The 21,981-nt window shown below is 62.0% G+C and carries 25 protein-coding genes and 1 tRNA gene; 15 read left to right on the plus strand and 11 right to left on the minus strand.

The features are described 5' to 3' along the window. Positions 1-4: 4 nt before the first annotated feature. On the minus strand, positions 5-769 hold the full coding sequence (sfsA, locus tag SynM161_RS01175) for a DNA/RNA nuclease SfsA (protein WP_186541748.1): 765 nt from the start codon (positions 767-769) through the stop codon (positions 5-7). 68 nt (positions 770-837) lie between these two features. Here sfsA and murJ point away from each other — a divergent pair, with 68 nt between their 5' ends. After that, positions 838-2,445 carry a murein biosynthesis integral membrane protein MurJ gene (gene murJ / locus SynM161_RS01180; protein WP_186541749.1) on the plus strand — a complete coding sequence of 536 codons (1,608 nt, stop codon included), beginning with the start codon at positions 838-840 and terminating at the stop codon, positions 2,443-2,445. On the opposite strand, the gene SynM161_RS01185 is transcribed toward murJ, so the two are convergent. Genes SynM161_RS01185 through SynM161_RS01195 form a run of 3 tightly spaced genes read right to left on the minus strand, consistent with a single transcriptional unit; the run spans position 2,432 to position 3,301 of the window. After that, complete coding sequence (locus SynM161_RS01185) at positions 2,432-2,695, minus strand: cytochrome-c oxidase (protein WP_114988123.1); 264 nt, start codon at positions 2,693-2,695, stop codon at positions 2,432-2,434. The two genes, murJ and SynM161_RS01185, sit on opposite strands and share 14 nt — an antisense overlap. A gap of 27 nt (positions 2,696-2,722) precedes the next feature. Further along, a complete protein-coding gene (locus SynM161_RS01190; RefSeq protein WP_114988124.1) occupies positions 2,723-3,013 on the minus strand; it encodes a DUF3181 family protein in 291 nt (96 codons plus the stop codon). A gap of 42 nt (positions 3,014-3,055) precedes the next feature. Further along, on the minus strand, positions 3,056-3,301 hold the full coding sequence (locus SynM161_RS01195) for a hypothetical protein (protein WP_186541750.1): 246 nt from the start codon (positions 3,299-3,301) through the stop codon (positions 3,056-3,058). 88 nt (positions 3,302-3,389) lie between these two features. Here SynM161_RS01195 and SynM161_RS01200 point away from each other — a divergent pair. The 7 genes from SynM161_RS01200 (at position 3,390) to SynM161_RS01230 (ending at position 9,925) form a co-directional block, all read left to right on the plus strand. Next, positions 3,390-3,463, plus strand: a tRNA-Arg gene (locus SynM161_RS01200). A 95-nt stretch (positions 3,464-3,558) separates the two neighbouring features. Then, entirely contained in the window at positions 3,559-4,848 is a 1,290-nt protein-coding gene (glyA, locus tag SynM161_RS01205) for a serine hydroxymethyltransferase (RefSeq protein WP_255441835.1), read from the plus strand. Positions 4,849-4,963: 115 nt separating this feature from the next. After that, positions 4,964-6,106: a glycosyltransferase family 4 protein gene (locus SynM161_RS01210; protein WP_186541751.1), complete on the plus strand. Its 1,143-nt coding sequence runs from the start codon at positions 4,964-4,966 to the stop codon at positions 6,104-6,106. Next, positions 6,099-7,358, plus strand: coding sequence for a competence/damage-inducible protein A (locus tag SynM161_RS01215; RefSeq protein WP_186542332.1), 1,260 nt, complete (start codon positions 6,099-6,101; stop codon positions 7,356-7,358). Before SynM161_RS01210 ends, SynM161_RS01215 begins: the two co-directional genes overlap by 8 nt. Positions 7,359-7,384: 26 nt before the next feature. Beyond that, positions 7,385-8,803: a 3-isopropylmalate dehydratase large subunit gene (gene leuC, locus SynM161_RS01220; protein WP_186541752.1), complete on the plus strand. Its 1,419-nt coding sequence runs from the start codon at positions 7,385-7,387 to the stop codon at positions 8,801-8,803. After that, complete coding sequence (locus tag SynM161_RS01225; protein ID WP_186541753.1) at positions 8,803-9,417, plus strand: 3-isopropylmalate dehydratase small subunit; 615 nt, start codon at positions 8,803-8,805, stop codon at positions 9,415-9,417. Before leuC ends, SynM161_RS01225 begins: the two co-directional genes overlap by 1 nt. Before the next feature lie 64 nt (positions 9,418-9,481). After that, entirely contained in the window at positions 9,482-9,925 is a 444-nt protein-coding gene (locus SynM161_RS01230; RefSeq protein WP_186541754.1) for a pentapeptide repeat-containing protein, read from the plus strand. On the opposite strand, the gene SynM161_RS01235 is transcribed toward SynM161_RS01230, so the two are convergent. Then, complete coding sequence (locus SynM161_RS01235) at positions 9,926-12,703, minus strand: DUF3769 domain-containing protein (protein WP_255441979.1); 2,778 nt, start codon at positions 12,701-12,703, stop codon at positions 9,926-9,928. Positions 12,704-12,858: 155 nt separating this feature from the next. Then, positions 12,859-12,978 (minus strand): photosystem II reaction center protein I, encoded by a 120-nt coding sequence (locus SynM161_RS01240; RefSeq protein ID WP_006042333.1) that lies wholly within the window; start codon positions 12,976-12,978, stop codon positions 12,859-12,861. A gap of 64 nt (positions 12,979-13,042) precedes the next feature. Here SynM161_RS01240 and SynM161_RS01245 point away from each other — a divergent pair, with 64 nt between their 5' ends. After that, positions 13,043-15,982, plus strand: a complete 2,940-nt coding sequence (locus SynM161_RS01245; protein ID WP_255441836.1) for a glycoside hydrolase family 38 C-terminal domain-containing protein — start codon at positions 13,043-13,045, stop codon at positions 15,980-15,982. Here the strand turns inward: SynM161_RS01245 and psbN are convergent. Beyond that, positions 15,970-16,110: a photosystem II reaction center protein PsbN gene (gene psbN, locus SynM161_RS01250; RefSeq protein WP_011363291.1), complete on the minus strand. Its 141-nt coding sequence runs from the start codon at positions 16,108-16,110 to the stop codon at positions 15,970-15,972. The genes SynM161_RS01245 and psbN overlap by 13 nt on opposite strands. Before the next feature lie 84 nt (positions 16,111-16,194). Here psbN and psbH point away from each other — a divergent pair, with 84 nt between their 5' ends. Genes psbH through SynM161_RS01270 form a run of 4 tightly spaced genes read left to right on the plus strand, consistent with a single transcriptional unit; the run spans position 16,195 to position 17,524 of the window. Further along, positions 16,195-16,395: a photosystem II reaction center phosphoprotein PsbH gene (gene psbH, locus SynM161_RS01255; protein ID WP_006849996.1), complete on the plus strand. Its 201-nt coding sequence runs from the start codon at positions 16,195-16,197 to the stop codon at positions 16,393-16,395. Positions 16,396-16,404: 9 nt separating this feature from the next. Continuing rightward, a complete protein-coding gene (locus tag SynM161_RS01260; protein WP_115131609.1) occupies positions 16,405-16,635 on the plus strand; it encodes a TatA/E family twin arginine-targeting protein translocase in 231 nt (76 codons plus the stop codon). 14 nt (positions 16,636-16,649) lie between these two features. Next, entirely contained in the window at positions 16,650-17,267 is a 618-nt protein-coding gene (gene pth / locus SynM161_RS01265; protein ID WP_115161223.1) for an aminoacyl-tRNA hydrolase, read from the plus strand. After that, on the plus strand, positions 17,267-17,524 hold the full coding sequence (locus tag SynM161_RS01270; protein WP_011363294.1) for a DUF3146 family protein: 258 nt from the start codon (positions 17,267-17,269) through the stop codon (positions 17,522-17,524). The genes pth and SynM161_RS01270 overlap by 1 nt, the downstream gene beginning before the upstream one ends. On the opposite strand, the gene SynM161_RS01275 is transcribed toward SynM161_RS01270, so the two are convergent. The 4 genes from SynM161_RS01275 to rph are packed head-to-tail and all read right to left on the minus strand — an operon-like array spanning position 17,502 to position 20,642. After that, positions 17,502-17,948, minus strand: a complete 447-nt coding sequence (locus SynM161_RS01275; RefSeq protein ID WP_186541756.1) for a resolvase — start codon at positions 17,946-17,948, stop codon at positions 17,502-17,504. The two genes, SynM161_RS01270 and SynM161_RS01275, sit on opposite strands and share 23 nt — an antisense overlap. Beyond that, the gene (locus SynM161_RS01280) at positions 17,945-19,096 is read right to left on the minus strand and encodes a DUF3084 domain-containing protein (protein WP_186541757.1); all 1,152 of its coding nucleotides are present in this window, start codon (positions 19,094-19,096) and stop codon (positions 17,945-17,947) included. Before SynM161_RS01280 ends, SynM161_RS01275 begins: the two co-directional genes overlap by 4 nt. 27 nt (positions 19,097-19,123) lie before the next feature. Then, on the minus strand, positions 19,124-19,840 hold the full coding sequence (gene ntcA / locus SynM161_RS01285; RefSeq protein WP_186541758.1) for a global nitrogen regulator NtcA: 717 nt from the start codon (positions 19,838-19,840) through the stop codon (positions 19,124-19,126). 58 nt (positions 19,841-19,898) lie between these two features. Beyond that, positions 19,899-20,642 carry a ribonuclease PH gene (gene rph, locus SynM161_RS01290; protein WP_186541759.1) on the minus strand — a complete coding sequence of 248 codons (744 nt, stop codon included), beginning with the start codon at positions 20,640-20,642 and terminating at the stop codon, positions 19,899-19,901. A gap of 145 nt (positions 20,643-20,787) precedes the next feature. On the opposite strand from rph, the gene SynM161_RS01295 reads away from it, so the two are divergent. Both SynM161_RS01295 and dcd read left to right on the plus strand, forming a co-directional pair. After that, positions 20,788-21,387 (plus strand): cob(I)yrinic acid a,c-diamide adenosyltransferase, encoded by a 600-nt coding sequence (locus tag SynM161_RS01295; protein ID WP_186541760.1) that lies wholly within the window; start codon positions 20,788-20,790, stop codon positions 21,385-21,387. Further along, positions 21,387-21,980: a dCTP deaminase gene (dcd, locus tag SynM161_RS01300; protein ID WP_006849961.1), complete on the plus strand. Its 594-nt coding sequence runs from the start codon at positions 21,387-21,389 to the stop codon at positions 21,978-21,980. The genes SynM161_RS01295 and dcd overlap by 1 nt, the downstream gene beginning before the upstream one ends. Position 21,981: the final 1 nt, after the last annotated feature.

The raw sequence follows: 21,981 nt of genomic DNA on the forward strand, positions 1-21,981 counted from the left end.
AAAATCAATCTAGGTGGACTAGGCGTGTCCCCTGCCAGTGCACCGCATCGGCGCTGAAGCTGAAGCAGCACGGCAGAACTTTCACACCGCTGTTTGTGGCCTGGCGAAACAGCTCTCCATAGCGCGGATCGGCGCTGTCACCGGGTGCAAAGGCAGTCACGTCCGGCCGGCTGAGGCAGGGCACCAGCACCGCCCGCGCGTCTGGAAGGACCCCCATCAGTTCAATCAGATGCTTCTGCCCCCGTTCGGTCACCGTGTCGGGGAATAGAGCCGTGCTGCCGTCGGTCCAGGTGGTGTTTTTCACCTCCAGGTAGATCAGTCGTTGATCGGGGTTCTGCGCGGCTGGCGTCAGCAGGAGGTCGATCCGGCTGCGTTTGTTGGTGCCGTAGGCCACTTCAGCGCGGATCCCCTCAATGGCCCCGAGCTGGGCCTCCAGGCACCCCGCTTCGACCGTGGCGCGAATCAGTCGGTTGGGCAGGGCCGTGTTGATGCCCACCCAGCAAGGTTGGCCATCGGCGCCTGGCACCTCGGCTTGCTCCCAGGTCCAGGCCAGCTTGCGTTTGGGGGAGGGGGCGTAGCGCAGACGCACCCGTTGGCCAGGGATCAAGACTCCGGTCATCGGGCCGGTATTGGCGCAATGGGCGGTGACGGTCTCACCGCTGCTTAGCTTCACATCGGCCAGGAAGCGTTTGTAGCGCTTCAGCAGCACGCCCTCCGTTAGGGGTTCAAAGCGCAGCAGGGCATCGCCCGGAGAGGGAAGGCCAGTCATGGCAGCAGCCGAGATTGGCCCATGGTCTCGTGTGGTGCCTCCACAATGCGCCCAATGCTGGGGGCCGAATGGCGCGTTCACTGAAGGGGATCGCACTGGTGGTGACCCTCGGCACCTTGCTGAGCAAGGTGGGTGGCCTGATTCGGCAGCTGGTGATCGCAGCGGCCTTCGGGGTGGGCGCTGCCTATGACGCCTACAACTACGCCTACGTGCTGCCTGGATTTCTCCTGATCCTGCTCGGGGGAATCAATGGACCCTTCCACAGCGCCATGGTGAGCGTGCTGAGCCGGCGCCCCCGGGCTGAAGGGGCGCACATCCTTGCGGCGCTCAACACCAGCGTCAGTGCTCTGTTGCTCCTGGTCACCATCGTTCTGGTGCTGGCGGCGGATCCTCTTATCACCCTTGTGGGTCCTGGCCTTGCCCCCGAGCTTCACGCCATCGCACGGGTCCAGCTGCAGGTGATGGCGCCGATGGCGCTGCTGGCGGGGCTGATCGGGCTCGGCTTCGGGTCCCTTAACGCCGCCGACGAATTCTGGATCCCTGCGATTTCACCGCTGATGTCCAGCGGGGCCTTGATCCTGGGGGTGGGACTGCTCTGGTGGCAGCTCGGCGCTGATATCGCCTTGCCGTCCGCCGCCATGGGAGGGGGTGTGGTGCTGGCCTTGGCCACGTTGGTGGGGGCCTTGCTGCAGTGGTTGATCCAGCTGCCGGCGTTGATCCGGCAGGGGTTGGCCCGTTTCCAACTGGTCTGGGACTGGCGGCACCCGGGCGTGCGGGAGGTGTGGCGTGTGATGGGGCCGGCGACGTTGTCGTCAGGAATGCTTCAGATCAATGTGATCACGGATCTGTTTTTCGCCTCGGGCATCGTCGGTGCGGCGGCGGGTCTGGGGTACGCCAATTTGCTGGTGCAAACCCCTCTGGGCCTGATCTCGAATGCACTGCTGGTGCCCTTGCTGCCCACTTTTTCCAGGCTCACGGCTCCGCAGGATCGTCCGCAGCTGATCGATCGGATCCGCCAGGGGTTGATGCTGTCTGCGGCATCGATGATCCCTCTGGGGGGACTGTTCATTGCGTTGGGTGGCCCCATCGTCGCCCTGGTGTACGAGCGTGGTGCTTTCGATGCATCAGCCGCACAGCTGGTGACGGGCCTGTTGATGGCCTATGGCCTCGGCATGCCGGCTTACCTCGGCAGGGATGTGCTGGTGCGCGTCTTCTATGCCCTTGGCGATGGAACAACGCCTTTTCGGCTCTCGCTGGCGGGGATCGGTCTGAACGTGGTTTTTGACTGGCTGCTGGTGGGTGGTCCGACCCCTTGGGGGAATCAGTCGCCGTTCAATTTCGGTGCGCCAGGGTTGGTGCTCGCCACGGTTGCCATCAACCTGCTCACCTGCCTCGCCCTGTTGGTGGGTCTGCAGCAACAGGTTGGAGGCCTGCCGCTGCGGCGCTGGGGGATGGACCTGATGCGGCTCGCCATCGCCGGAGTTCTGGCAGCGGGGGGTGCGGGAATCCTGGTGACCGTTGTGCCTTGGCCGGCAGGGTTGCTGGGCCTAGTGCTGCAGGTGTCTGCCCCTGGCCTGCTGGGTTTGGCCTTGTTTGCCTTAATCGGTGCACAACTCAAGGTGCCGGAGGTGCGTGAGGTCACGCAGTTGGTGGTGGGTCGGTTCAGGGCTCGCTGAGACGAACATCCAGCTCTTCACGCACCTGAATCGGAAGTTCCAGTTGCTCGCGACCCACGAGTTGCGGGCCCTGAACAGACACTATCCGTGCCTCGATCCCAAATTCTTTAAAGGCGGTTTCCAGTTCCTGGATCAGGGCTTTTTCAACCTGAGCCTCCGCATCCACGACCCGACCGATCAGCCGTTCACCAAGGCGGCCGATGCGTTGGCGCACCAAATCTCTGGAGTTGGTGACTTCAATGATCAGCACACCAACCGCTGCGGATGGACTGCAACCTTATCTGCAGTACGGCTCGAGGATCTCTTCAAGATCCCTCAGCTGGGCGGGGGGAATCAGCTTGGAGAGCGGGAGCTGACTGGCGCCTCCTGCCAGGGGCACCTTGACGGCGTCGAGGGCCTGCCGGGCCGCTACTTCAGCACCTTGATTGACGCGGGCACTGCATTCAATCGCCAGGGCTGAGGCCAGGTCGGCATCGCCGAGGTAAAGATGCCAGCCGCTGATCTGCACGTAGAGGCGGTCAGCCAAAGCACTCTGAAGGTCCTGCAGGTCGCTGGCGGAGAGGGACATCAGCCCGGAAGGATCGAGGTGGGGATTGCATCCATGCTGGCTTTATTCCTCCGGCTTGGGGCGCTGAAGAATCACCCAGATCAATTGGCTCAGCCACAGGCTTGCCCAGAGGCTGGTGACCCAGGTCAGGCTTCCTTCGGGGAAGGGGTGGCGCATCTCCTGCAGAAACCAGCCGCCGCTGTTCACCGCGGCGAACACGCCGCCATGCAGGCACAGGTTCACGATGCGTTCGAAATGCCGGTAGGTCGGATCCTCAGGGTTAGCGGGGCCATACCAGCGGATCGGCATTGCTCAGGCTCAGAAACACCTGAATCCTGACGCGGCCCGCACCCAGTTGACGAGCGGACCCTCGATGGGGTCTGATGGTTTGGCGCAAGCGCTTGTAGCTCAGCGGATTAGAGCATCTGACTACGGATCAGAGGGTCGGGAGTTCGAATCTCTCCAGGCGCGTTCCAACTGCCCCATGTGGGCAGTTTTTTTTTGGTTGATCGCTCGGGCTGATCGCTGCGGTTTCTTACGATTGGTCAAAGCTTTACTGACATTTCATGGGCCAGATTTCTGGACGCGCCATCGACGCTGATCTGGCTCAGTCGGATCCGGATATCGCCGCGTTCATCAATCAAGAACGGCAGCGTCAGGAAACCCACCTGGAACTGATCGCATCGGAGAACTTTGCCTCCCGTGCGGTGATGCAGGCCCAGGGGTCTGTGCTCACCAACAAGTACGCCGAGGGGTTGCCCAGCAAGCGGTATTACGGCGGTTGTGAGCACGTTGATGCCATTGAGGAGCTGGCCATCGAGCGGGCCAAGCAGTTGTTTGGTGCCGCCTGGGCCAATGTCCAGCCCCACAGTGGGGCCCAGGCCAACTTCGCTGTTTTCCTCGCCCTGCTGCAGCCCGGTGACACGATCATGGGGCTGGACCTGTCCCATGGCGGCCACCTCACCCATGGTTCCCCGGTCAACGTCAGCGGCAAGTGGTTCAACGTTGTTCAGTACGGCGTCGACAAGGAGACCCAACGCCTTGATATGGAGGCGATCCGCCAGCTGGCTTTGCAGCACAAGCCGAAGCTGATCGTTTGCGGCTATTCCGCTTATCCACGCACCATCGACTTCGCCGCCTTCCGTGCCATCGCTGATGAAGTGGGTGCCTATCTGCTCGCCGACATGGCTCACATCGCTGGCCTCGTGGCCGCTGGTGTGCACCCCAGCCCGGTGCCCCATTGCGATGTGGTGACCACCACCACCCACAAGACCCTGCGCGGCCCCCGCGGTGGCCTGATCCTCTGCCGCGACGCCGAGTTCGCCAAAAAGTTCGATAAGGCCGTGTTCCCTGGCAGCCAGGGCGGCCCTCTGGAGCACGTGATCGCTGCCAAGGCTGTAGCCTTCGGTGAAGCGCTGCAGCCTTCGTTCAAGGCCTACAGCCAGCAGGTGGTGGCCAATGCGGCAGCCCTCGCTGAACAGCTGATCGCCCGCGGCATCGATGTCGTCAGCGGCGGCACCGACAACCATGTGGTGCTGCTGGATCTGCGTGGCATCGGGATGACTGGAAAGGTGGCTGATCTGTTGGTGAGTGATGTGCACATCACGGCCAACAAAAACACCGTTCCCTTCGACCCCGAATCGCCCTTCGTCACCAGCGGCCTGCGGCTGGGAACCGCTGCGCTCACCACCCGTGGTTTTGATGGGCAGGCCTTCCGGGAGGTCGCTGATGTGATTGCTGATCGTCTTCTCAATCCTGAGGATGATGCGATTCGTCAGCGTTGCCTCGACCGGGTGGGTGCTCTCTGTGAGCGCTTCCCCCTCTACGCCGACAGCAAGCAGCCTGTTCTGGCGTGAGGCTTGGCCCTGGCTCTCGAATGGGCCGGGGCGGTGCATGGTTGAACGGTTGCAGGCTCCCTAGGATTGGGGTGACTCCTTCTGACCGGGGGATCGTCTCTTTCCTGGAGCCTGCGTGAACCTCTTGGCCAGCCCTATCGCGGTCGCCTCGGTCAGTTTTCTTCTGGCTGCGGTGACCACCATGGTGCTGGTGCCCCAAGTGCGCCGGATGGGGCTTCGCTTCGGGTGGACCGATCAGCCCGATGAGCGCAAGCAGCATGTCACCCCCATGGTGAGGCTGGGGGGCATTGCCATGGTGATGGGCTTTGGAACGGCTTTGGCGGCGGTCTGGTCCTTGGGGGGCTTCGGCCTGCTGGCGCCGGCCAAGGATCAGCTGATTTGGTGCACCCTGGCCGGTTCGCTCTGCTTTTTTCTGATTGGCCTGGCGGATGACCTCTTCGCCCTCTCTCCCTGGCCGCGGCTGGCTGGACAGGTTGCTGTGGCTTGTGCCGTCTGGAGCCAGGGCGTTCGGATTGGAGCGATCGATCTTCCCTGGTTCACTGCTTCGGCCGGTCCGATTGCTCTGTCCGACAGCCTCAGCCTGCTGGCCACCGTTGTTTGGCTGGTGGGAATCACCAACGCCATCAACTGGCTGGATGGCCTCGATGGCCTTGCTGCGGGAGTGGCTGGGATTGCCGCTGTCGGCCTGGTGTCTGTCAGCTTTTCGCTGCATCAGGTGGCTGCCGGATTCCTTGCCGCAGCGCTGGCGGGCTGCTGCCTCGGCTTCCTGCGCCACAACTTCAACCCGGCCCGCATCTTCATGGGGGATGGGGGCTCTTACTTCCTTGGCTTCACCCTCGCCGCCGTGAGCATCGTGGGACCCGCCAAGGGGCTTACGACGGTGAGCCTGCTGCTGCCGTTGCTGATTCTTTCGTTGCCCCTGGCCGACATGTCGGCCGTGATCATGGGCCGTCTGAGGGAAGGCCGTTCCCCCTTCTATCCCGATCGGCGTCACCTCCATCACCGCCTTTTGCGCGCCGGGTTCAGTCATCGGCGCACGGTGCTGTTGATCTACGTCTTCACCCAGTGGCTTGCTGCCCTGGCCCTGGTGGTGGCCAATGCCGAGATGCGCTTTCTCTGGCTGGCCTTGGCCACGGCCATCCTGGTGGCAACGGTGGTGATCAGCCGTCGTCAGCTGCAACATGAGCGAGCTCTGTTGAACACCAACCTCTGTTCCACCCCTGTTGACCCTGCGGCCCTTGGCGAACCGCGTGGCTGAATCGGGTGTTGAAATCCTGTGCGTAGGCACAGAGCTGTTGTTGGGAGACATCCTCAACGGCAATGCCCGATGGATTGCCGAACAGTTGGCGGGTCTGGGGCTGCCGCATTACCGCCAAACCGTTGTTGGCGACAACAAAGAGCGTTTGATCTCTGCCGTACGCGAGGCATCGCAGCGCTGCAGGGTTCTGGTGACGACTGGAGGTTTGGGCCCAACCCCCGATGACCTCACCACCGAGGCCCTGGCCGCTGCTTTCGACACTCCCTTGGAGGAGCGGCCCGAACTCTGGCTGGAGATCCAGCAGAAGTTATCGGCAGGTGGCCGGCCGGTTGCTTCCAGCAACCGCAGCCAGGCTTATCTGCCCCGTGGAGCGGAGGTTCTTCCCAATCCAAAGGGGTCGGCACCGGGAATGATCTGGTCTCCCCGGCCTGATTTCACGATCCTCACCTTCCCGGGTGTGCCTGCGGAGATGCGGGCGATGTGGATGGAAACGGCCGGCCCGTGGCTTCAAGCCAATGGTGGGGCTTCCGGCGTATTCGTGAGCCGTCAGCTTCGCTTCAGCGGTATTGGCGAATCCGATCTGGCTGAGCGCGTTGCCGATTTATTGGAGTCGACCAACCCAACGGTGGCTCCCTATGCCTCCCTCGGCGATGTGAAATTGCGGCTCACGGCCTGTGCGTCCAGTACCGATAGCGCTGCTCAGCTGTTGGTCCCGCTCGAGGCTGAGCTGCGTCGTCGCACGGGCAATCACTGCTATGGCGTCGATGCGGACAGCCTGGCGTCGGTGGTGATCGACCTGCTCAAGCAACGGCACCAGACGCTGGCGGTGGCGGAGTCCTGCACCGGTGGTGGATTGGCGGCAGCCCTGACGGCTGTTCCAGGCTCTTCGTCGGTTTTCCAGGGTGGCGTCATCGCTTACAGCGATGCGGTGAAACAGGCTGTGCTTGGGGTGTCTCCGGATCTGCTCACTGCCCATGGCGCTGTTTCACAGCCTGTGGTCGAGGCGATGGCGCGGGCAGCCCGGGAGAAACTCAATTGTGATTGGGCGATTGCCGTCAGCGGCATCGCCGGCCCTGGCGGTGGCAGTGCTGAGAAGCCGGTGGGCCTGGTGCACCTGGCCTTGGCTGGCCCTGATGGCTGTGAGGCCTGGGTGCAGCATTTCGGTGAGCGGCGGGGTCGTGAGGCCATTCAGAGGATGAGCGTGATCCGCGGCTTGGACCGCCTGCGTCTTCGCTTGCTCGCTCAGGTTTAGGGTCGACGGTTCTTGCGGCTGAACTGTTGAGTTCCGGCACCCTCTACGACAAGGTGTGGGATCTGCATCGGGTGGCGGAGCTCCCCGGCGGATCCACCCAACTGTTTGTCGGTCTGCATCTGATCCATGAGGTCACCAGTCCTCAGGCCTTCTCGGCGTTGAAGGACAAGGGGCTGACGGTGCGCTGTCCTGAGCGCACGGTGGCCACGGTGGACCACATCGTTCCGACCACGTCTCAGCAACGGCCGTTCGCCGATCCTTTGGCGGAGGAGATGCTCAGCACCTTGGAGCGGAACTGCCAGGAGCACGGCATCCCTCTCAACAACATTGGCAGCGGCCGGCAGGGCATCGTTCATGTGATCGCCCCGGAGCTGGGCCTGACCCAGCCGGGCATGACGGTGGCCTGCGGTGATTCCCACACCTCCACGCACGGCGCCTTCGGGGCGATCGCCTTCGGGATCGGCACCAGTCAGGTGCGCGATGTGTTGGCCAGCCAGAGCCTGGCCATGAACAAGCTCAAGGTGCGCCGGATTCAGGTGAATGGCCGTCTCGCCGAGGGCGTGTCAGCGAAGGACCTGATCCTGCATGTGATTCGCCATCTGGGTGTGAAGGGCGGCGTTGGCTACGCCTATGAGTTCGCCGGCTCTGCCATTGAGGCGTTGTCGATGGAAGAGCGGATGACCCTCTGCAACATGGCGATCGAGGGGGGAGCCCGTTGCGGTTACGTCAATCCCGATCAGGTCACCTTTGACTATCTGAAAGGTCGTCCCCATGTGCCCGAGGGTGAGGCCTGGAATCGTGCTGTCGCCTGGTGGAGCTCCCTCGCGACGGACGCCAACGCAACGGTCGACGATGAGGTGGTGTTTGAAGCCGCTGCGATTCCACCCACGGTGACCTGGGGCATTACCCCGGGCCAGGGACTGGGGATCGATGAAACGGTGCCAAGCCTTGATCAGCTGGATCCAGGCGAGCGTCCGATTGCTGAGGAGGCCTACCGCTACATGGATCTCCAGCCGGGAACGGCCATTGCAGGGGTCCCTGTGGATGTCTGTTTCATCGGCAGTTGCACCAATGGTCGTCTCAGCGATCTGCGTGCTGCGGCAGATGTTGCCCGTGGGCGCCAGGTGGCTGAAGGCATCAAGGCGTTTGTGGTTCCCGGTTCGGAGCAGGTGGCGAAGGCTGCTGAAGCAGAAGGGCTGGATGCGGTGTTCCGTGCCGCAGGTTTTGAGTGGCGGGAGCCCGGCTGCTCGATGTGTCTGGCGATGAATCCGGATCGGCTGGAGGGGCGTCAGATCAGCGCCAGCTCCAGCAACCGCAATTTCAAGGGTCGGCAGGGATCGGCCAGTGGCCGGACCTTGTTGATGAGTCCTGCCATGGTGGCGGCAGCTGCCGTTAACGGTCGTGTGACCGATGTCCGTACTTTGATTTCTCCGTCCGCATCGTGATGGCTCTCTTCCCGACTGGTCCGATTCAACAGGTGAGTGGAACGGCCATCGCCGTTCCCGGTGAAGACATCGACACGGATCGGATCATTCCGGCACGGTTCCTCAAATGCGTGAGTTTCGAGGCGCTGGGTGACCAGGTGTTTGCCGACGATCGCCTTGAACTCTCCGGTGAGCATCCCTTTGATCAGGCCCGTTATCAGGGGGCCTCGATCCTGGTGGTGAACGGTAATTTCGGCTGCGGTTCCAGCCGTGAGCATGCTCCTCAGGCGTTGATGCGCTGGGGAATTCGCGCGGTGATTGGGGTGAGTTTTGCCGAGATCTTCTACGGCAACTGCCTCGCCCTTGGCATTCCCTGTGCAACGGCCGCTCCAGAGCAGATCAAGGCGATTCAGGCCCAGGTGGATGGCGATCCGGGGCGCTGCTGGAGCCTCGATCTTGCCGGTTTGCAGCTGACCTCAGCCGACTCCAGTTGGCCTGTGTCGATCGATCCCGGCCCTCTGGACATGTTGCGCAGCGGTCGTTGGGATGCAACGTCCCAGCTCCTGGACCATGGCCCCCAGGTTGCGGAATTGATGCAAACACTGCCTTACATCAACCAGTTCGCCGCCAAGTAACAGCCAAGCGCGACTCCTGTGTCTATGAAAGAGATAGGAGGTTGCATTCGGAGGTTGGATCTCAATGGCCCATTTGCTGTCGCGGTTGTTGTTGCCGTTGGCGCCCCTGTTGGTTGTTGCCGGTGTGGCTCCCGTTGTTGCCGTTCCGCTTCAGATTGAGCCCCATGATCCGTTGGACCGCAGCTGTCCAGGCTGTGACCTCCGCGAGGCGGATTTCCGTCAGGCCCATCTGATCGGTGCTGATTTTCGGGGCAGTGATCTGCGCGGTGCTGATCTACGGGAGGCGAATCTTGAAGGGGCAGATCTGACCGGAGCCTTGCTGGAAGGTGCTGACCTGCGGGGAGCCAACCTCACCAATGCTGAGCTGTCCGGCGTGGACCTGCGCAATGCCGATCTGCGGGAGGCTCAGGTGATCAATGCCTATGCACCGAACGTGCGGACCTCCGGCATGCGCTATGCCGGAGCTTCACTGTTCGGCAGCGATCTGATCATCGGGGGCGGTGATTGATCAGAAGGGTCGGTCCGCCTTGGTGGTGTTCATCCAGCTTGTTGGGGTGTATGGCACAAACGGCACGCCTGTGCCGTTGAAGTCAAAGTCGTGGAGGCTGAATCGGAAACCACCGATGCCTTCGTAGGGATTGAAGTAAAAGCCGAAGTCGTAACTGCGCTTTTGCCAGCGAAGTTCGATATTCGAGTCGATCACATCACCGTAGTAGTCGGAGCCTGGATCCACATTGATGCCGACTCCGGCATTCAGGACCAGGGGGCCGGCGATCTGCTGGGTGATGCCGATGCCAAGGGTGCCCAAGTCGATGGCTTGGTCGAACGCAAAGGGGCTGGCCCCCTGGGTGAAGGTGACACCAGCACCGATCGAGAGCTGTGTGTAATCCAGGAAGGGTTTGCTGAAGGTCCCCAGAGTGAGCGTCGGACCTGCCGACAAGTTGATCTGGGTTTGACGGGTGCCATCGCCATACGCCGTCAGAAGGGTGTTCAGATTGGTGTTGAGGCGGAGACCCGGAACGATGGCTGTCGGTGAGTAGCGGTAAGCGTCTTCAGGGGTCAAAGGCGCTGCTTTCCCGCGCCAGATCGGATAGACGCTGTTGATGGATCCATAGAAGTTGGCACGCAGGCTCTCGGTGAGGTTGTTGTCACTGAAGCTCTCCGCCTGGTAGTTGCCCACACCGACACGCCAGATGTAGGCATTACTCAACTTGCCCCATCTGAACGCCTGCCTCTGCTCAATGAAACCGCCCAATGCGCTGTAGACGTTGGTTTCGCCCAAGGATCCGTTCCAGGTGCGATATCGATAGGCGCCAAACAGGCGGGCGGTGACGTCCCCGATCCAGGGCAGCTCAAAGTTGTTTTTGATGCTGCCCCAGTAGCGGCTGCCGTCGGCGAAATCCTGAGGGTTGAAGGTGCTGATGTCGGCCTCCAAAGTGGTGCCCCAACCCCAGATCTGGCCTTTGAGTTCAGCTTTAAGGCCGAATAGCTCACTGACAGAGGAGGTTTGGCCGTCAATGGCGCGTTGGACCAGGAACTGGGGTTCCAGGCTCAGGGTGTAATCACGGCTCAGTTCAATCGGTTTGAGATTGCGACCAACGAAGAAGCCATCGCGATCCTTGTTGTCAATGCCAAAGACCCAGCGGTTCTCCACTTCCTCCTCCTTCTGGATGAGTTGCCGCCTGGTCACCGGGATGGGCAATTGTTCTTCGATGATCAGGCGGTTGCGCCGCGCCGAAATCAGCACGTCACCATTGACTTGTTCCTTGGCGACCACACCCTCTGCATCAATCCTTGTTTGCGCCGGTGTGAAGGGGTCATTGCTGAAGCCCATACGGTCGGCTTCCCAGCCACTAGGTGTGATCAGAATCTTTGCGGCCTGAACTCTCCACCGGCTGATCGTTCCATTGAGCAGTTGGCTTTTCCCCTGGCGTTTCAGTTGCGGGGGTTTGACTGCGCCGAATCGAGTTTGAACCGAATTCGGGCGCTGGACAGGGAGGCCGGTGCGTCGTTCGATGCTGAAACTGCCCTGGTAGGTGATGTTGGAAATCCGCTGATCGATCTGGGCGATCGCCTCGTTCCGCATGGCCTGCTGCTCGGCCGGAGGGATCGACAGCTGCTGGGTTGTCTTATTGCTGGAGACATGCCGCTGAGGATCACCTCCGTCGCCGAAAGCAATCGAGTCGAGGCGGTCGGAGAGGGACGAGGATTTGACTCGCTGGCCTCGATCCGGGTCGTCACACTCAGGTAGAGGCGGCATCATGGTGCTCTCCGGCTTGGAACTATCCCGCCCCCAGCGGTAGCGCAAGCCCAGCAAATAGCCATTACTGCCCTCTGAGACCCCTGCATAGGTGCCGAACGCACCGGAGCGGTGGTGAATCCGACCCACGAAAGACAGCTCGGAAGACAGCGCTGCCTCAACCTCGAAGGCGAGGTAGTTCAGCAGCTGGTTGTAATTCTCGCGGAACGTTTTCTCGTAGAGGCTGACATCGGTGTTGTAACTGACGCCTTCAACAACGCTGAAGCTCAGCCAAGGCTGCACCCAGACGCGTGCTCCGATCCCGATCACCGCTTCGCCGAAGTTCTGGGGGGGCAGGTCGGCGTAGGGCGTGTTCTGGTTGTATTCGCCGCCCTGTTGCTGCTGGGCAATGTGGCTGAACAGGTCAGCCTCAATTTCAACGGCGAGTGGACCAGCGCGCATGATCCGTTTCTGCACGCCGACGCCCAGCAAAGATTCCGGACGCATGCGTCCGTTGGATAAGAAGGTATCCCCGAAGGGGGCATCAATCATCTGCCCGCCCCAGGCCGTCACTGCCCAGGGCTGGGGATGCCAGTCGGGGATCGGAGGAAGCAGTGGCGGACAGGCCACGGTCGGCATGTCCTCACGGCTGGCAAGCGTGGGTGACTCCGGTGGGGCTGATGTTGCTCGAGAGCTGGTTAATGGATTGGTGAGGGGCTCCTCGAGGTCGATGACCCCGTAAACATCATTGAGCAGTCCTTCCTGCTGGACGAGGTTGTAGCGGAAGCTTGACGCTTGAAAATAGTGACTGCCACGCCTGAAGCGGACAGCGCCGCGTGCGTAGAGCGTGCGGTAGGCGGCATCAAATTCGATCCGATCGGCTTGCAGTTCGGCGCTCCCGAGCTGAACTGAGACGTTGCCTTCTGCGACGTTGGCTTTCGATTTGGTGTCGGTGTATTGGCGGTCAGCTCGAACGTTCAGGCTCGCCGTTGCTGAAGCAACTGTCTCTGGCGTTGATTCAGCCGAACCTGCCGCTGCGGGCAACACGGATATCGACCCTGTGATCAGGGTTCCGGTCAATGCAAAAAGGAGGCGGAGCGCCGCCAAAGCAATGCTGCTGCGGCCCATGAGCTTGCCAGCTCATTTCAGAATTGATGCTCCGATCAGACCAGTGTGTGGCGCGGTCTGTTTAGGAGACAGCCTCAATCTTCCAGGTCTTTGCGGCTGGGGGTGCGGCTTGGATCGCTCGCAAGGAACCCGAACACGAAGATGCCGAGAAAGAAGAAGACGACCGAGTAAACGGAGATCTTGAGGGCGAGCATGGAGACCGACCGGCGTCTGTGACAAGGGCATCATCCTATGGGGCATGACAGCGTCAGCAGGGGAATGAACCCTGATCAAGTCGGTCGATCGGAGTGGATTGAAACGTTTCGCAGTCGCTCGCGGCGTGATCTGCGTGCCGGTTGGCGCCGCTCAGGCGCCGCCCAGGCTGGGTTTTTTCTTGATGAAAGCTGGGGATCAATGCACCGGCCGGACTGGGCCAAGCGTGGCCTGCTGATCTGGCCCAGGGGACGCCAATGGCTGCGGCTTGAGCAGCGGTTGAGCTGGCCTGATGGCTGGAGTGCCAGTGATTCCTGCCGTGCCCGGCTGGTACTGAGCTGGTGGGCCGAGCAGATGCGTCTCTGGGTGGATGGCGTGCTGGTTCATGAGGGGGATCTGTTCGATACCGCCTGTCGCTGGACGCTGCCCCAGAGATGTCGTCAGGGGGCTGCACTGGATCTTGTGCTGGAGCTCTGCAGTCCCCTGCATGACGATGGAGCTCTGATCAGCAGCCATCTCGACCTGGAGCCGCAGACCGCAGGCCTAGACCCCGAGGGCACGCTCTTGCCTGCGGCCCTGGAGCTGCATCTGGCGGCGGACGGAGACCTGCCGCCGCATTGGGCGGATCTGGATCCCAGCGGTGCAGAGGCGCAGGCTGCTGTTGCAGCGCACTTGCACCAGGCAGAGCCGCCACGGGGGTTGTTGCATTGGCTGGGTCATGCCCATCTCGATCTGGCTTGGCTTTGGCCGGTCGCTGACACCTGGCAGGCCGCTGAACGCACCTTCCGATCAGCGCTGGCGTTGATGCGTCGCTGGCCCGAGCTGCGCTTTGCCCATTCCACGCCGGCGCTTTATGCCTGGATGGAGCAACATCGGCCAGCTCTTTTTGCGGAGATCCAGGCGGCCAGCCGGGCTGGCCGCTGGGAACCGATCAATGGCCCCTGGGTGGAGACCGACTGCGTGCTGGTCAGCACGGCGTCGTTGTGGAATCAGTTCGCTCTCGGTCAGGACGACAGCCGCCGCCGTTTCCCGGAGTGGACCCATGAGTTGGCCTGGTTGCCGGACAGCTTTGGCTTCGCTGCTGGCCTGCCTGCCGTGGCGGCCGCCACCGGAGTGCGCTGGTTCTGCACCCACAAGCTGGCATGGAATGCTGACAACCCTTTCCCCCACCGCTTGTTCCGCTGGCGCGCACGGGGACGGTCGGAACTGCACAGCCTGATGCTGCCGCCGATCGGGCGCCGCGCCGATCCCGTTGAGATGCTGGACGAGCAGCGGGCCTGGCATCAGGCCACGGGGCTGGAGGCGGCGCTCTGGATTCCAGGCGTTGGTGATCACGGTGGTGGTCCCACCGAGGAGTTGCTGGAGCAGATCGAGCTCTGGGAGGACCAAGCGGCAGCTTTGCCCACCCGTGCCGGCACGGTGCGGGAATTCTTGACCGAGCTGGAGCAGGGCGATCAGGCCTGGCCGGTGTGGCGTGATGAGCTCTTCCTGGAGTTGCATCGCGGTTGCGCCACCAGCCGTCCGGATCAGAAGCGCCACAACCGAACGCTCGAGCGGCTTTTGCGGGAGGCTGATGCAGTCTCAGCCCTATTGGCGATCGCAGGTCGCGACAGCGGTTGCAGCGATTGGCGCCCGCTGTTGTTTCAGCAGTTTCACGACATCCTTCCGGGAACCTCGATCCCGGAGGTGTTTGACCAGTCGGAACCGGTCTGGTGCTCGGCCCGGCGCCAGGCCCGCCAGGAACGCGATCGGCGGCTGGCAAGGCTGCCGCGTCCGGAGGACACAGCAGCGGTGTGGAGTTGGTGGGGTCTGCAGCCCTTGGCGTCCTGGTCGCCTCTGGTTCGCCTTCCTGCGGGATCGTGGTCAGCGGACGCCGCTTCACTGCCGCAGCAAAACGCCGCTGCTGGTGGTACCTGGGTGCAGCTACCGCGTCAGCACGGGATTTGTTCGGTGCCGCTCCGGCGTGAACCAGGCTTGGCGTCCTGCGCGGCTGAGCCCCGTCAGGCTGTGGTCATCACGTCGCTGGGGGCGGGAGTTTGGCGTGTGGGTAATGGTCTGATCGAGCTCGATGTCTCCGCGGCCGGACTGCTGGCTTTGCGGGATGGCGATGGACGGGATCAGTTGTCGTCTTCCTTGCAGTTGGAGCGCTATCGGGACCGGGGCGAATTCTGGGATGCCTGGGATCTTGCGGCGGACTACCGATCTCAGCCCCTGGGCGTGCTCCGTACGGATTCCCTGGAGTGGCTCGACCAGGGCCCCCTGGTGGCGCATCTGGTGCTGCGGCGCCAGCTCGGTGCCAGTTGCATGCGTCTGGACCTGCGGCTGAAGGCCGACACGCCCTGGCTGGAGCTGATCTGCGGTATCGACTGGCGCCAGCCCCATGAGTTGCTGCGTCTGGAGCTGCCGCTGGCGACCCCCGCCGTCCGCATCGCTGCCGACACCAGTGGAGGGGTGATCGAACGGCCGGCTGCACCGATCACGGCTCGGGAACAATCCCGTTGGGAAGTGCCTGTGATCTCCTGGTTCGCCTCGCAGTCGGCGGCTCCCGGAGGCGGGATGGCTGTGTTGCTGGACGGCCCCCAGGGTGTGGATTGGTCTTCAGACCGACTCGGCATTTCGCTGCTGCGGGGCCCGACCTGGCCAGATCCCAGCGCTGATCAGGGGTGGCATCGCCAGCGCTTGGCCCTCATGCCGTTCGCCGGCTCATGGAGCGATGCCGGCGTGTCTCAGGCGGCCATTGCCTTTCGTGAGCCCGGGTGGTGTGCGGACTTGCCGGCGGAGCAGCGTCAATGGTTTCCATCGCTGCCGATTCAACTCACGCCGGTGGGGTTGGAGCGCCATGCCGATGGTTGCGTGCTGAAGCTGCTCAATTCGGGAGCAGCGCGCTGTCGCTGGACCCCCGGAGCGGGGTGGAGGGTCCGCAGGGAAGCCGACTCAATGGCCGCTTCTGCCGTGGTGATCACCCCAGGAGAACTCGTCTCCCTGGTGGTGGATCAGTCCTCGTGATCGTCGAACGGGTCGTCGAGTGCTTTTGATGGAGGGCCAAAGGCCTGATACACGCCAAATCCGGTGAGTCCGAACAAAACGGCGAGCACGCCAATGGCGACGGACAGGGCTGGGGACGACGTTTCCATCACATCTCTCGACAGGATCAACCCCGAACCGGAGTCGGCCCCTACAGTATCGAGACTTCAAACCACCCGAGACCCAGCGTCGCCATGGCACAACGCACCCGTCTGGGAGACCTTCTCCGCCCACTGAACTCCGAGTACGGCAAGGTGGTTCCCGGATGGGGCACCACTCCCGTGATGGGCATCTTCATGGTGCTGTTCCTGGTGTTTCTGCTGGTGATTCTTCAGCTTTACAACAAGTCCCTCATCCTCGAGGGCATCAATGTGAACTGGAACGGCCTCGGCTGATCTGCACCCATGAACATCTTCGGCGTCGGTCTCCCCGAAATGGCGGTTATCGGCGCCGTTGCCTTGTTGGTTTTCGGGCCGAAACGCCTTCCCGAGCTTGGTCGGACTCTTGGTAAGACCCTGAAGGGCTTCCAATCCGCGTCCAAGGAATTCGAACGCGAGATCAACAAAGCCATGGCTGAACCGGAAGTTTCCGGTGAGGCTGCGAAGCCGGTTGAAGAACTTCCCCCCAGCGACTGAGTCGTTCCAGCGGTATGACCACTGATCTCAAGCTGGTGGTGGGTCTGGGAAATCCGGGTGCGAAATACGCCGGCACCCGTCACAACATCGGCTTCATGGCCCTCGAGCTTTTGGGTGAGCGCTCTGGGTTCAGTTTTCGTCAGCAAGCCAAGTTGCATGGTCTTGCAGCCGATACAGGGGTTGGTGAGCAGCGGCTGCGCTTGCTTATGCCTCAGACCTACATGAATGACAGCGGTCGTGCCATTCGTGCAGCTCTCGATTGGTTCGGCCTGGAGCCTCACCAATTGCTGGTGCTGGTGGACGATATGGATCTTCCGCTGGGTCGTTTGCGGTTGCGGGCCCAGGGCAGTGCCGGCGGGCACAACGGTTTGCGCAGCACCATTCAGCATCTCGGGACCCAGGCGTTCCCCAGGCTGCGGATCGGCATTGGTGCGCCGGCTGAGAACCCTGCCGAACGCCGCGCCCGAACGGTATCCCATGTTCTTGGTCCGTTCAGCAAGGCGGAGCAACCCTGTGTGGGCGCTGTTCTCGATGCTGTTCTGGATGGGATTCAACGTCTCCAGCGCCAGAGCTTTGAGCGCGCTGGAACCTGGATCAACGGGTTCCGCTACGACCTGGAGTCGGTCGACTGATGCCGGCACTTCCGGCGACAACGGCCCATTTGCGGGTGCTCCGCCAGTGTTTTCAAGCCAAGTGCGTGGAGGGTGAAGTTTCTGCTGGAGGGTTTGAGTGGCAGTTTTCCTGGGCCTTTGATCGCGGTGAACTGGTGGTGGAGCCATCCCTGGGACGTGCCCTGATCGAGGATGCCCTGAGGCGTTTTCTGGTGCGTTCTGATTACAGGCTGGAACCGGGGGGTGATTACACCTTCATGGTCCGGGCCAGGTTCTGAGCGAGAACGTCGGAGCAGGCTCAGGCCATTTCAGGCGGCATTGCAGGTGCTCCTCAAGCATCACCAAAGCTGCAACAGCATCAAGATCCACCGGTGGAATGCGCAGTCCTGCCGGCAGCATCCGTCGCCAACCTCGAGCCGGCCATAGTGCCCAGTAACGCTGTCTCGCCCTCAGGGTTGTTCCCTGCTCCGGAACCACGGTGAGATGGCCCAGCCGTTCCAGTCGCTGGATCCAGGCTCGGCTTCCCGTGCCATCGCCGATCAGGATGCGGTCGAGAGCTTGGTCTTGATTCCAGTGCTCCAACCAGGGTTCGACGGCCTCCGGGGCCAGCACATGCCCTTCGCGCACGAGGCCGAGCTGAAGATCGGCCAGCACAAGACCACATTTGCAGCGGCCTGGATCGATGACGGCCACCCGTTTCATGGGGAGGCCTGAATGGTGACGACGACAGGATCGGCACTGTCGCTGACCCCTGCGGAAATCACGTCCAAGACCACGCTTTGGCTGGGTCCTTCCATCAGGGTCTGGGCCAGTTGGGAGAGGGCTGATCCATCGAACTGAAGGCCTTCGGTCAGGGATCCCCGCCGCTGCACTTCGGCATAGGCCGAGGCCAGGAGAAGGTTCAACCGTGTGCGAATGCCCTCTGGAGTGCGTTCATCAGGTTGCAGTGTGGTGGTGGCCAGCACGTCTCCGCGTTGGGTCACCGGCCGGTTCGGACGCACCTCTGGGAAGGCGTAAACCGCTGTTTCACCTCGCAGCACATTGGTGGCTGAGCGCAGCGAGATCACCCAGGTCTCCGGTTTGCGGATGATGCTTTGCAGGCGTTCCACATCGCTGCGCGGAACGCGGATCAACTGGCGTTCGGGTGCTTCGCCAGGTCGCACTTTCCCGTAGGCCTTGAGATTGGCCTCCTGCAACAGCCTGTCGACAGCCTGTTTGGCCTGGTCCGGAGCATCGAGTCGAACCGTTGCTCTTGCCAAGGTCTGTCCGCTGCTGATCACCACCGATCCACGCCGCAAGGCGACCAGATTGCGTTCCAGTTCTTTGAGTTCCTTCTCACCGGCTCGGATGCGGCTGCGAACGCTGTTGAGTTCGGCTTCCGTGCGCTCGATGTCCGCATCGCGGGAGGCGATGTCCTGGCTGAGGCGTTCACGTTCGGCTTCGAGTTGGGCCAGCTCCTTCTGAAGAGGAGCCAGTTCGAGGCGCAGGGTGTTGGACCGTTGCTGCGATTGCTCGAGCTCAATGGCGATCCGTTTGGTTTCCGTTTGGGTCTTGTCCCGTTCCCGCTCGGCTGCCTCCAGCTGCTGACGGCTGTCTTGGAGTTTCTCCTGCAGGGCATCCAGTTCAAACAGGCCCACCCGCAACTGCCGGCTCACCAGAAGCATCAGGCCAAGTGAGAGTGCGCTGATCAGGCTGCCGGTCAACACCGTGATCAAAACGGCGGTGCGCCGTGGGCGCATGCTGAACAAACTCAGTCGCGCTTTGCCGACGCGGCTGCCCAAGCGGTCGCCCAGGGTCGACAGCACGCCCCCGAGCACCAACAGAACCAGGATCAGTGCCCAGCCGCTCATCGCTGCACAAGTCGGGCGATGGCAGGCCTAGCTGAAGCGTTTGGCCAGCGCGATCGGATCCAGAACCGTGATTTTCTTGCGGTCAATCTGAACCAGACCGGATTGACGCAAGTCTCCCAGCAGACGCGTGATTGTGACGCGTGTTGAGCCAATTGCTTCAGCGATGGCCTGATGGGACAGGCGCAGGTCGATGGTGATGCCCAGCTGATCTGCCACGCCGAAGTCCCTGCAAAGCACCAACAGGAAGCTCACCAGCCGGGATGACATGTCCCGATGGGTGAGGGTTTCAATCATCGTCTCGGTCTGCAGAATCCGGCTGGAGAGACCCTGAAGCAAGCGCAGGCCAACGCTGGTGTCTGCTTCGATGGCGGCCTTCACGGAGGTCGCTGGTGCCGTCACCATTTCGACCCGGGTGAAGGCCACAGCGTGATAGAAGCGGTCGGACCGTTGACCTGTCAGCAGTGACAGCACCCCGAAGAGGCTGTTCTCGCGGAGCAGGGCCACGGTGATTTCTTCTCCCGATTCGTAGACGCGGGACAGACGAACGGCTCCCCGGCGGATTAGATACACCCGTTCTGCGGGATCTCCAGGGAAAAAGATGGTTTTGTTGCGGTCCACCAGTTCAGTGCTGGCGCCATCGAGATCCCGGATGATCTCCAGCAGAGAGCGGTTGGCGGGCTCTGCGCTGGGAGCTGGAGCCACCATCTGCGGGGCGTATCGGCTGAAACCTCGGCTACTGGTCATGACAACCCCCTGGTGAAGCGAAGTTACGGAGCCGGCGGTGGCCGCCATGTAGCGGTTATTACGTAACGCTGCTGTGCTCGTTGAAGACCTGGCGTTGCGCCTGCATCAGGGATGTCAATCCCGGCTCCGCTAAATCCAGCAGCTCATTGAGTTGGCTGCGACTAAAGGGCGCTCCCTCCGCAGTCCCCTGGATTTCCAGCAGACGGCCATCGCCGGCCTGCACAACGTTCAGGTCCACCTCGGCTCGACTGTCTTCGCTGTAGTCCAGATCCAGCAAGGCTTGGCCATCAACCAAGCCAACGGATACGGCTGCCACCTGATCGACCAGGGGAGATCGCTCCAGCACTCCTTGTTCCACCAGTGATCGGCAGGCTTGGTCCAGGGCGAGCCATGCCCCGGTGATCGAGGCCGTCCGGGTGCCGGCGTCGGCTTGGATCACGTCGCAGTCGATCAGCAAGGTGCGCTCCCCTAGGCGCTCCATGTCGATCACGGCGCGCAGGCTTCGGCCGATCAGCCGCTGAATTTCCTGGGTGCGACCCGAGAGTTTCATCAGCTCCCGTGATTGCCGCTGTGGGGTGGATCCAGGCAGCAACCGGTATTCGGCGCTGAGCCATCCCAGCCCTTCTCCCTTGCGCCAGCGGGGAACTTTGTCCTCTAAGCAAACGCTGCAGAGAACAGCGGTTCGGCCGGTGTGAACCACAAGGGAGCTCAAGGCAAACCCCATGGGATTCCAGGTCACCGAGAACGGTCGCAACTGCTGCGGGCGACGGCCATCAGTGCGGCGTTCAGGGGATTGGCTCATTGGTGGTGTGCAGTTCGTCAAGCCTGGCAGGCGGTTGGTTCTCGCCCTGTCCAAACACCATGGGTGGTGTCAATCCCCTTGTGGAATGTGATCTCGCCGCTACATTCAAGGTCTTGCCGGGGTCGCCCGGACAGATGCTTCCGTGATGACCACAAGCCTCGCCGACCCCCAAGCCTTCCAGAATTCCCTGGATCGGGATCAGCAGGCTTTACAGCGGGCGGGCCTGAGGCCTTTGCCTGCCGTCACTGATCCGCCACCCCTACATCTGGTGGCTCCCGAAGGACAGGTGCAAGTGCATACGGCGCCCTATCGAGGCAGTTTTGCCAGTGTTCTCAGCCAGGCCATGCGAGCTGCCGGCTTGGGCAGTCGTGTTCTGATCAGTCAGTTCCTCAAAGGGGGCGTGCAGCAGGGACCGGCCGGCCGGGTGCAGCTCTGCGGAGGTCTGGTCTGGCTACGGCCGGAAGTGCCCCTCTGTCTCTCCTCGCCGGGGCATCCCGGTGGTGCGGAGGCGGTTGCTGAGGTTTGGTCCATTTGCCGCCAGCATCTGATCCAAGGAGATCTCGATCAGCTGGTGTTGGATGAACTCGGCCTGGCCGTGGCCTTCGGATACCTGGATGAAGCGGACGTGATTGCAGCCCTTGAGCAGCGGCCCGCCTCGATGGATGTGATCATCACTGGACCTGCAATCCCCGCCGGTGTGGTGGAGATGGCAGATCAAGTCACGGAGTTGCGCCGAGGTTTCTGATGCTCAAGTGCGATCGCTGGATCACTGAACAGGCCGGGCAGGGAATGATCGAGCCATTCCAGAGCGGTTTGGTCCGTCACCTGGAGCCGGAGCAGAAGCTGCGGCCAGTGCTGAGTTTTGGTTGCTCCTCCTACGGCTACGACCTACGCCTTTCTCCCCAGGAATTTCTGATCTTCCGGCATGTTCCAGGCACGGTGATGAACCCCAAGCGGTTCAACCCGGCCAACCTCGAACCCACTCCCCTGCATGAGGATGAAGACGGGCGATATTTCATTCTCCCGGCCCATTCCTATGGCCTCGGTGTGGCCTTGGAGAAGTTGCGGGTTCCCCCCAACATCACCGTGATCTGTTTGGGCAAGAGCACCTATGCCCGCCTTGGAATCATCGTGAACACCACCCCGGCAGAAGCGAGCTGGGAGGGTCACCTCACCCTTGAATTCAGCAACAGTTCTGGTGCTGACTGCCGCATCTATGCCGATGAGGGCATCTGTCAGCTGCTGTTTTTTGAGGGTGATCCATGCTCGACCACCTACAGCGATCGACAAGGCAAGTACCAGCACCAACCGGAACGGGTGACGCTGGCCAAGGTCTAGT

The sequence above is a fragment of the Synechococcus sp. M16.1 genome (genome assembly GCF_014279895.1).
Taxonomy (GTDB): Bacteria; Cyanobacteriota; Cyanobacteriia; order PCC-6307; family Cyanobiaceae; genus Parasynechococcus.

Coding starts and splice junctions, on each gene's coding strand:
- sfsA (WP_186541748.1), bottom strand. CDS start 769: ATGACTGGCCTTCCCTCTCCGGGCGATGCCCTGCTGCGCTTTGAACCC.
- murJ (WP_186541749.1), top strand. CDS start 838: ATGGCGCGTTCACTGAAGGGGATCGCACTGGTGGTGACCCTCGGCACC.
- SynM161_RS01190 (WP_114988124.1), bottom strand. CDS start 3,013: ATGTCCCTCTCCGCCAGCGACCTGCAGGACCTTCAGAGTGCTTTGGCT.
- SynM161_RS01195 (WP_186541750.1), bottom strand. CDS start 3,301: ATGCCGATCCGCTGGTATGGCCCCGCTAACCCTGAGGATCCGACCTAC.
- glyA (WP_255441835.1), top strand. CDS start 3,559: ATGGGCCAGATTTCTGGACGCGCCATCGACGCTGATCTGGCTCAGTCG.
- SynM161_RS01225 (WP_186541753.1), top strand. CDS start 8,803: ATGGCTCTCTTCCCGACTGGTCCGATTCAACAGGTGAGTGGAACGGCC.
- SynM161_RS01230 (WP_186541754.1), top strand. CDS start 9,482: ATGGCCCATTTGCTGTCGCGGTTGTTGTTGCCGTTGGCGCCCCTGTTG.
- SynM161_RS01240 (WP_006042333.1), bottom strand. CDS start 12,978: ATGCTCGCCCTCAAGATCTCCGTTTACTCGGTCGTCTTCTTCTTTCTC.
- SynM161_RS01245 (WP_255441836.1), top strand. CDS start 13,043: ATGAACCCTGATCAAGTCGGTCGATCGGAGTGGATTGAAACGTTTCGC.
- psbN (WP_011363291.1), bottom strand. CDS start 16,110: ATGGAAACGTCGTCCCCAGCCCTGTCCGTCGCCATTGGCGTGCTCGCC.
- psbH (WP_006849996.1), top strand. CDS start 16,195: ATGGCACAACGCACCCGTCTGGGAGACCTTCTCCGCCCACTGAACTCC.
- SynM161_RS01260 (WP_115131609.1), top strand. CDS start 16,405: ATGAACATCTTCGGCGTCGGTCTCCCCGAAATGGCGGTTATCGGCGCC.
- pth (WP_115161223.1), top strand. CDS start 16,650: ATGACCACTGATCTCAAGCTGGTGGTGGGTCTGGGAAATCCGGGTGCG.
- SynM161_RS01270 (WP_011363294.1), top strand. CDS start 17,267: ATGCCGGCACTTCCGGCGACAACGGCCCATTTGCGGGTGCTCCGCCAG.
- SynM161_RS01275 (WP_186541756.1), bottom strand. CDS start 17,948: ATGAAACGGGTGGCCGTCATCGATCCAGGCCGCTGCAAATGTGGTCTT.
- SynM161_RS01280 (WP_186541757.1), bottom strand. CDS start 19,096: ATGAGCGGCTGGGCACTGATCCTGGTTCTGTTGGTGCTCGGGGGCGTG.
- ntcA (WP_186541758.1), bottom strand. CDS start 19,840: ATGACCAGTAGCCGAGGTTTCAGCCGATACGCCCCGCAGATGGTGGCT.
- rph (WP_186541759.1), bottom strand. CDS start 20,642: ATGAGCCAATCCCCTGAACGCCGCACTGATGGCCGTCGCCCGCAGCAG.
- SynM161_RS01295 (WP_186541760.1), top strand. CDS start 20,788: ATGACCACAAGCCTCGCCGACCCCCAAGCCTTCCAGAATTCCCTGGAT.
- dcd (WP_006849961.1), top strand. CDS start 21,387: ATGCTCAAGTGCGATCGCTGGATCACTGAACAGGCCGGGCAGGGAATG.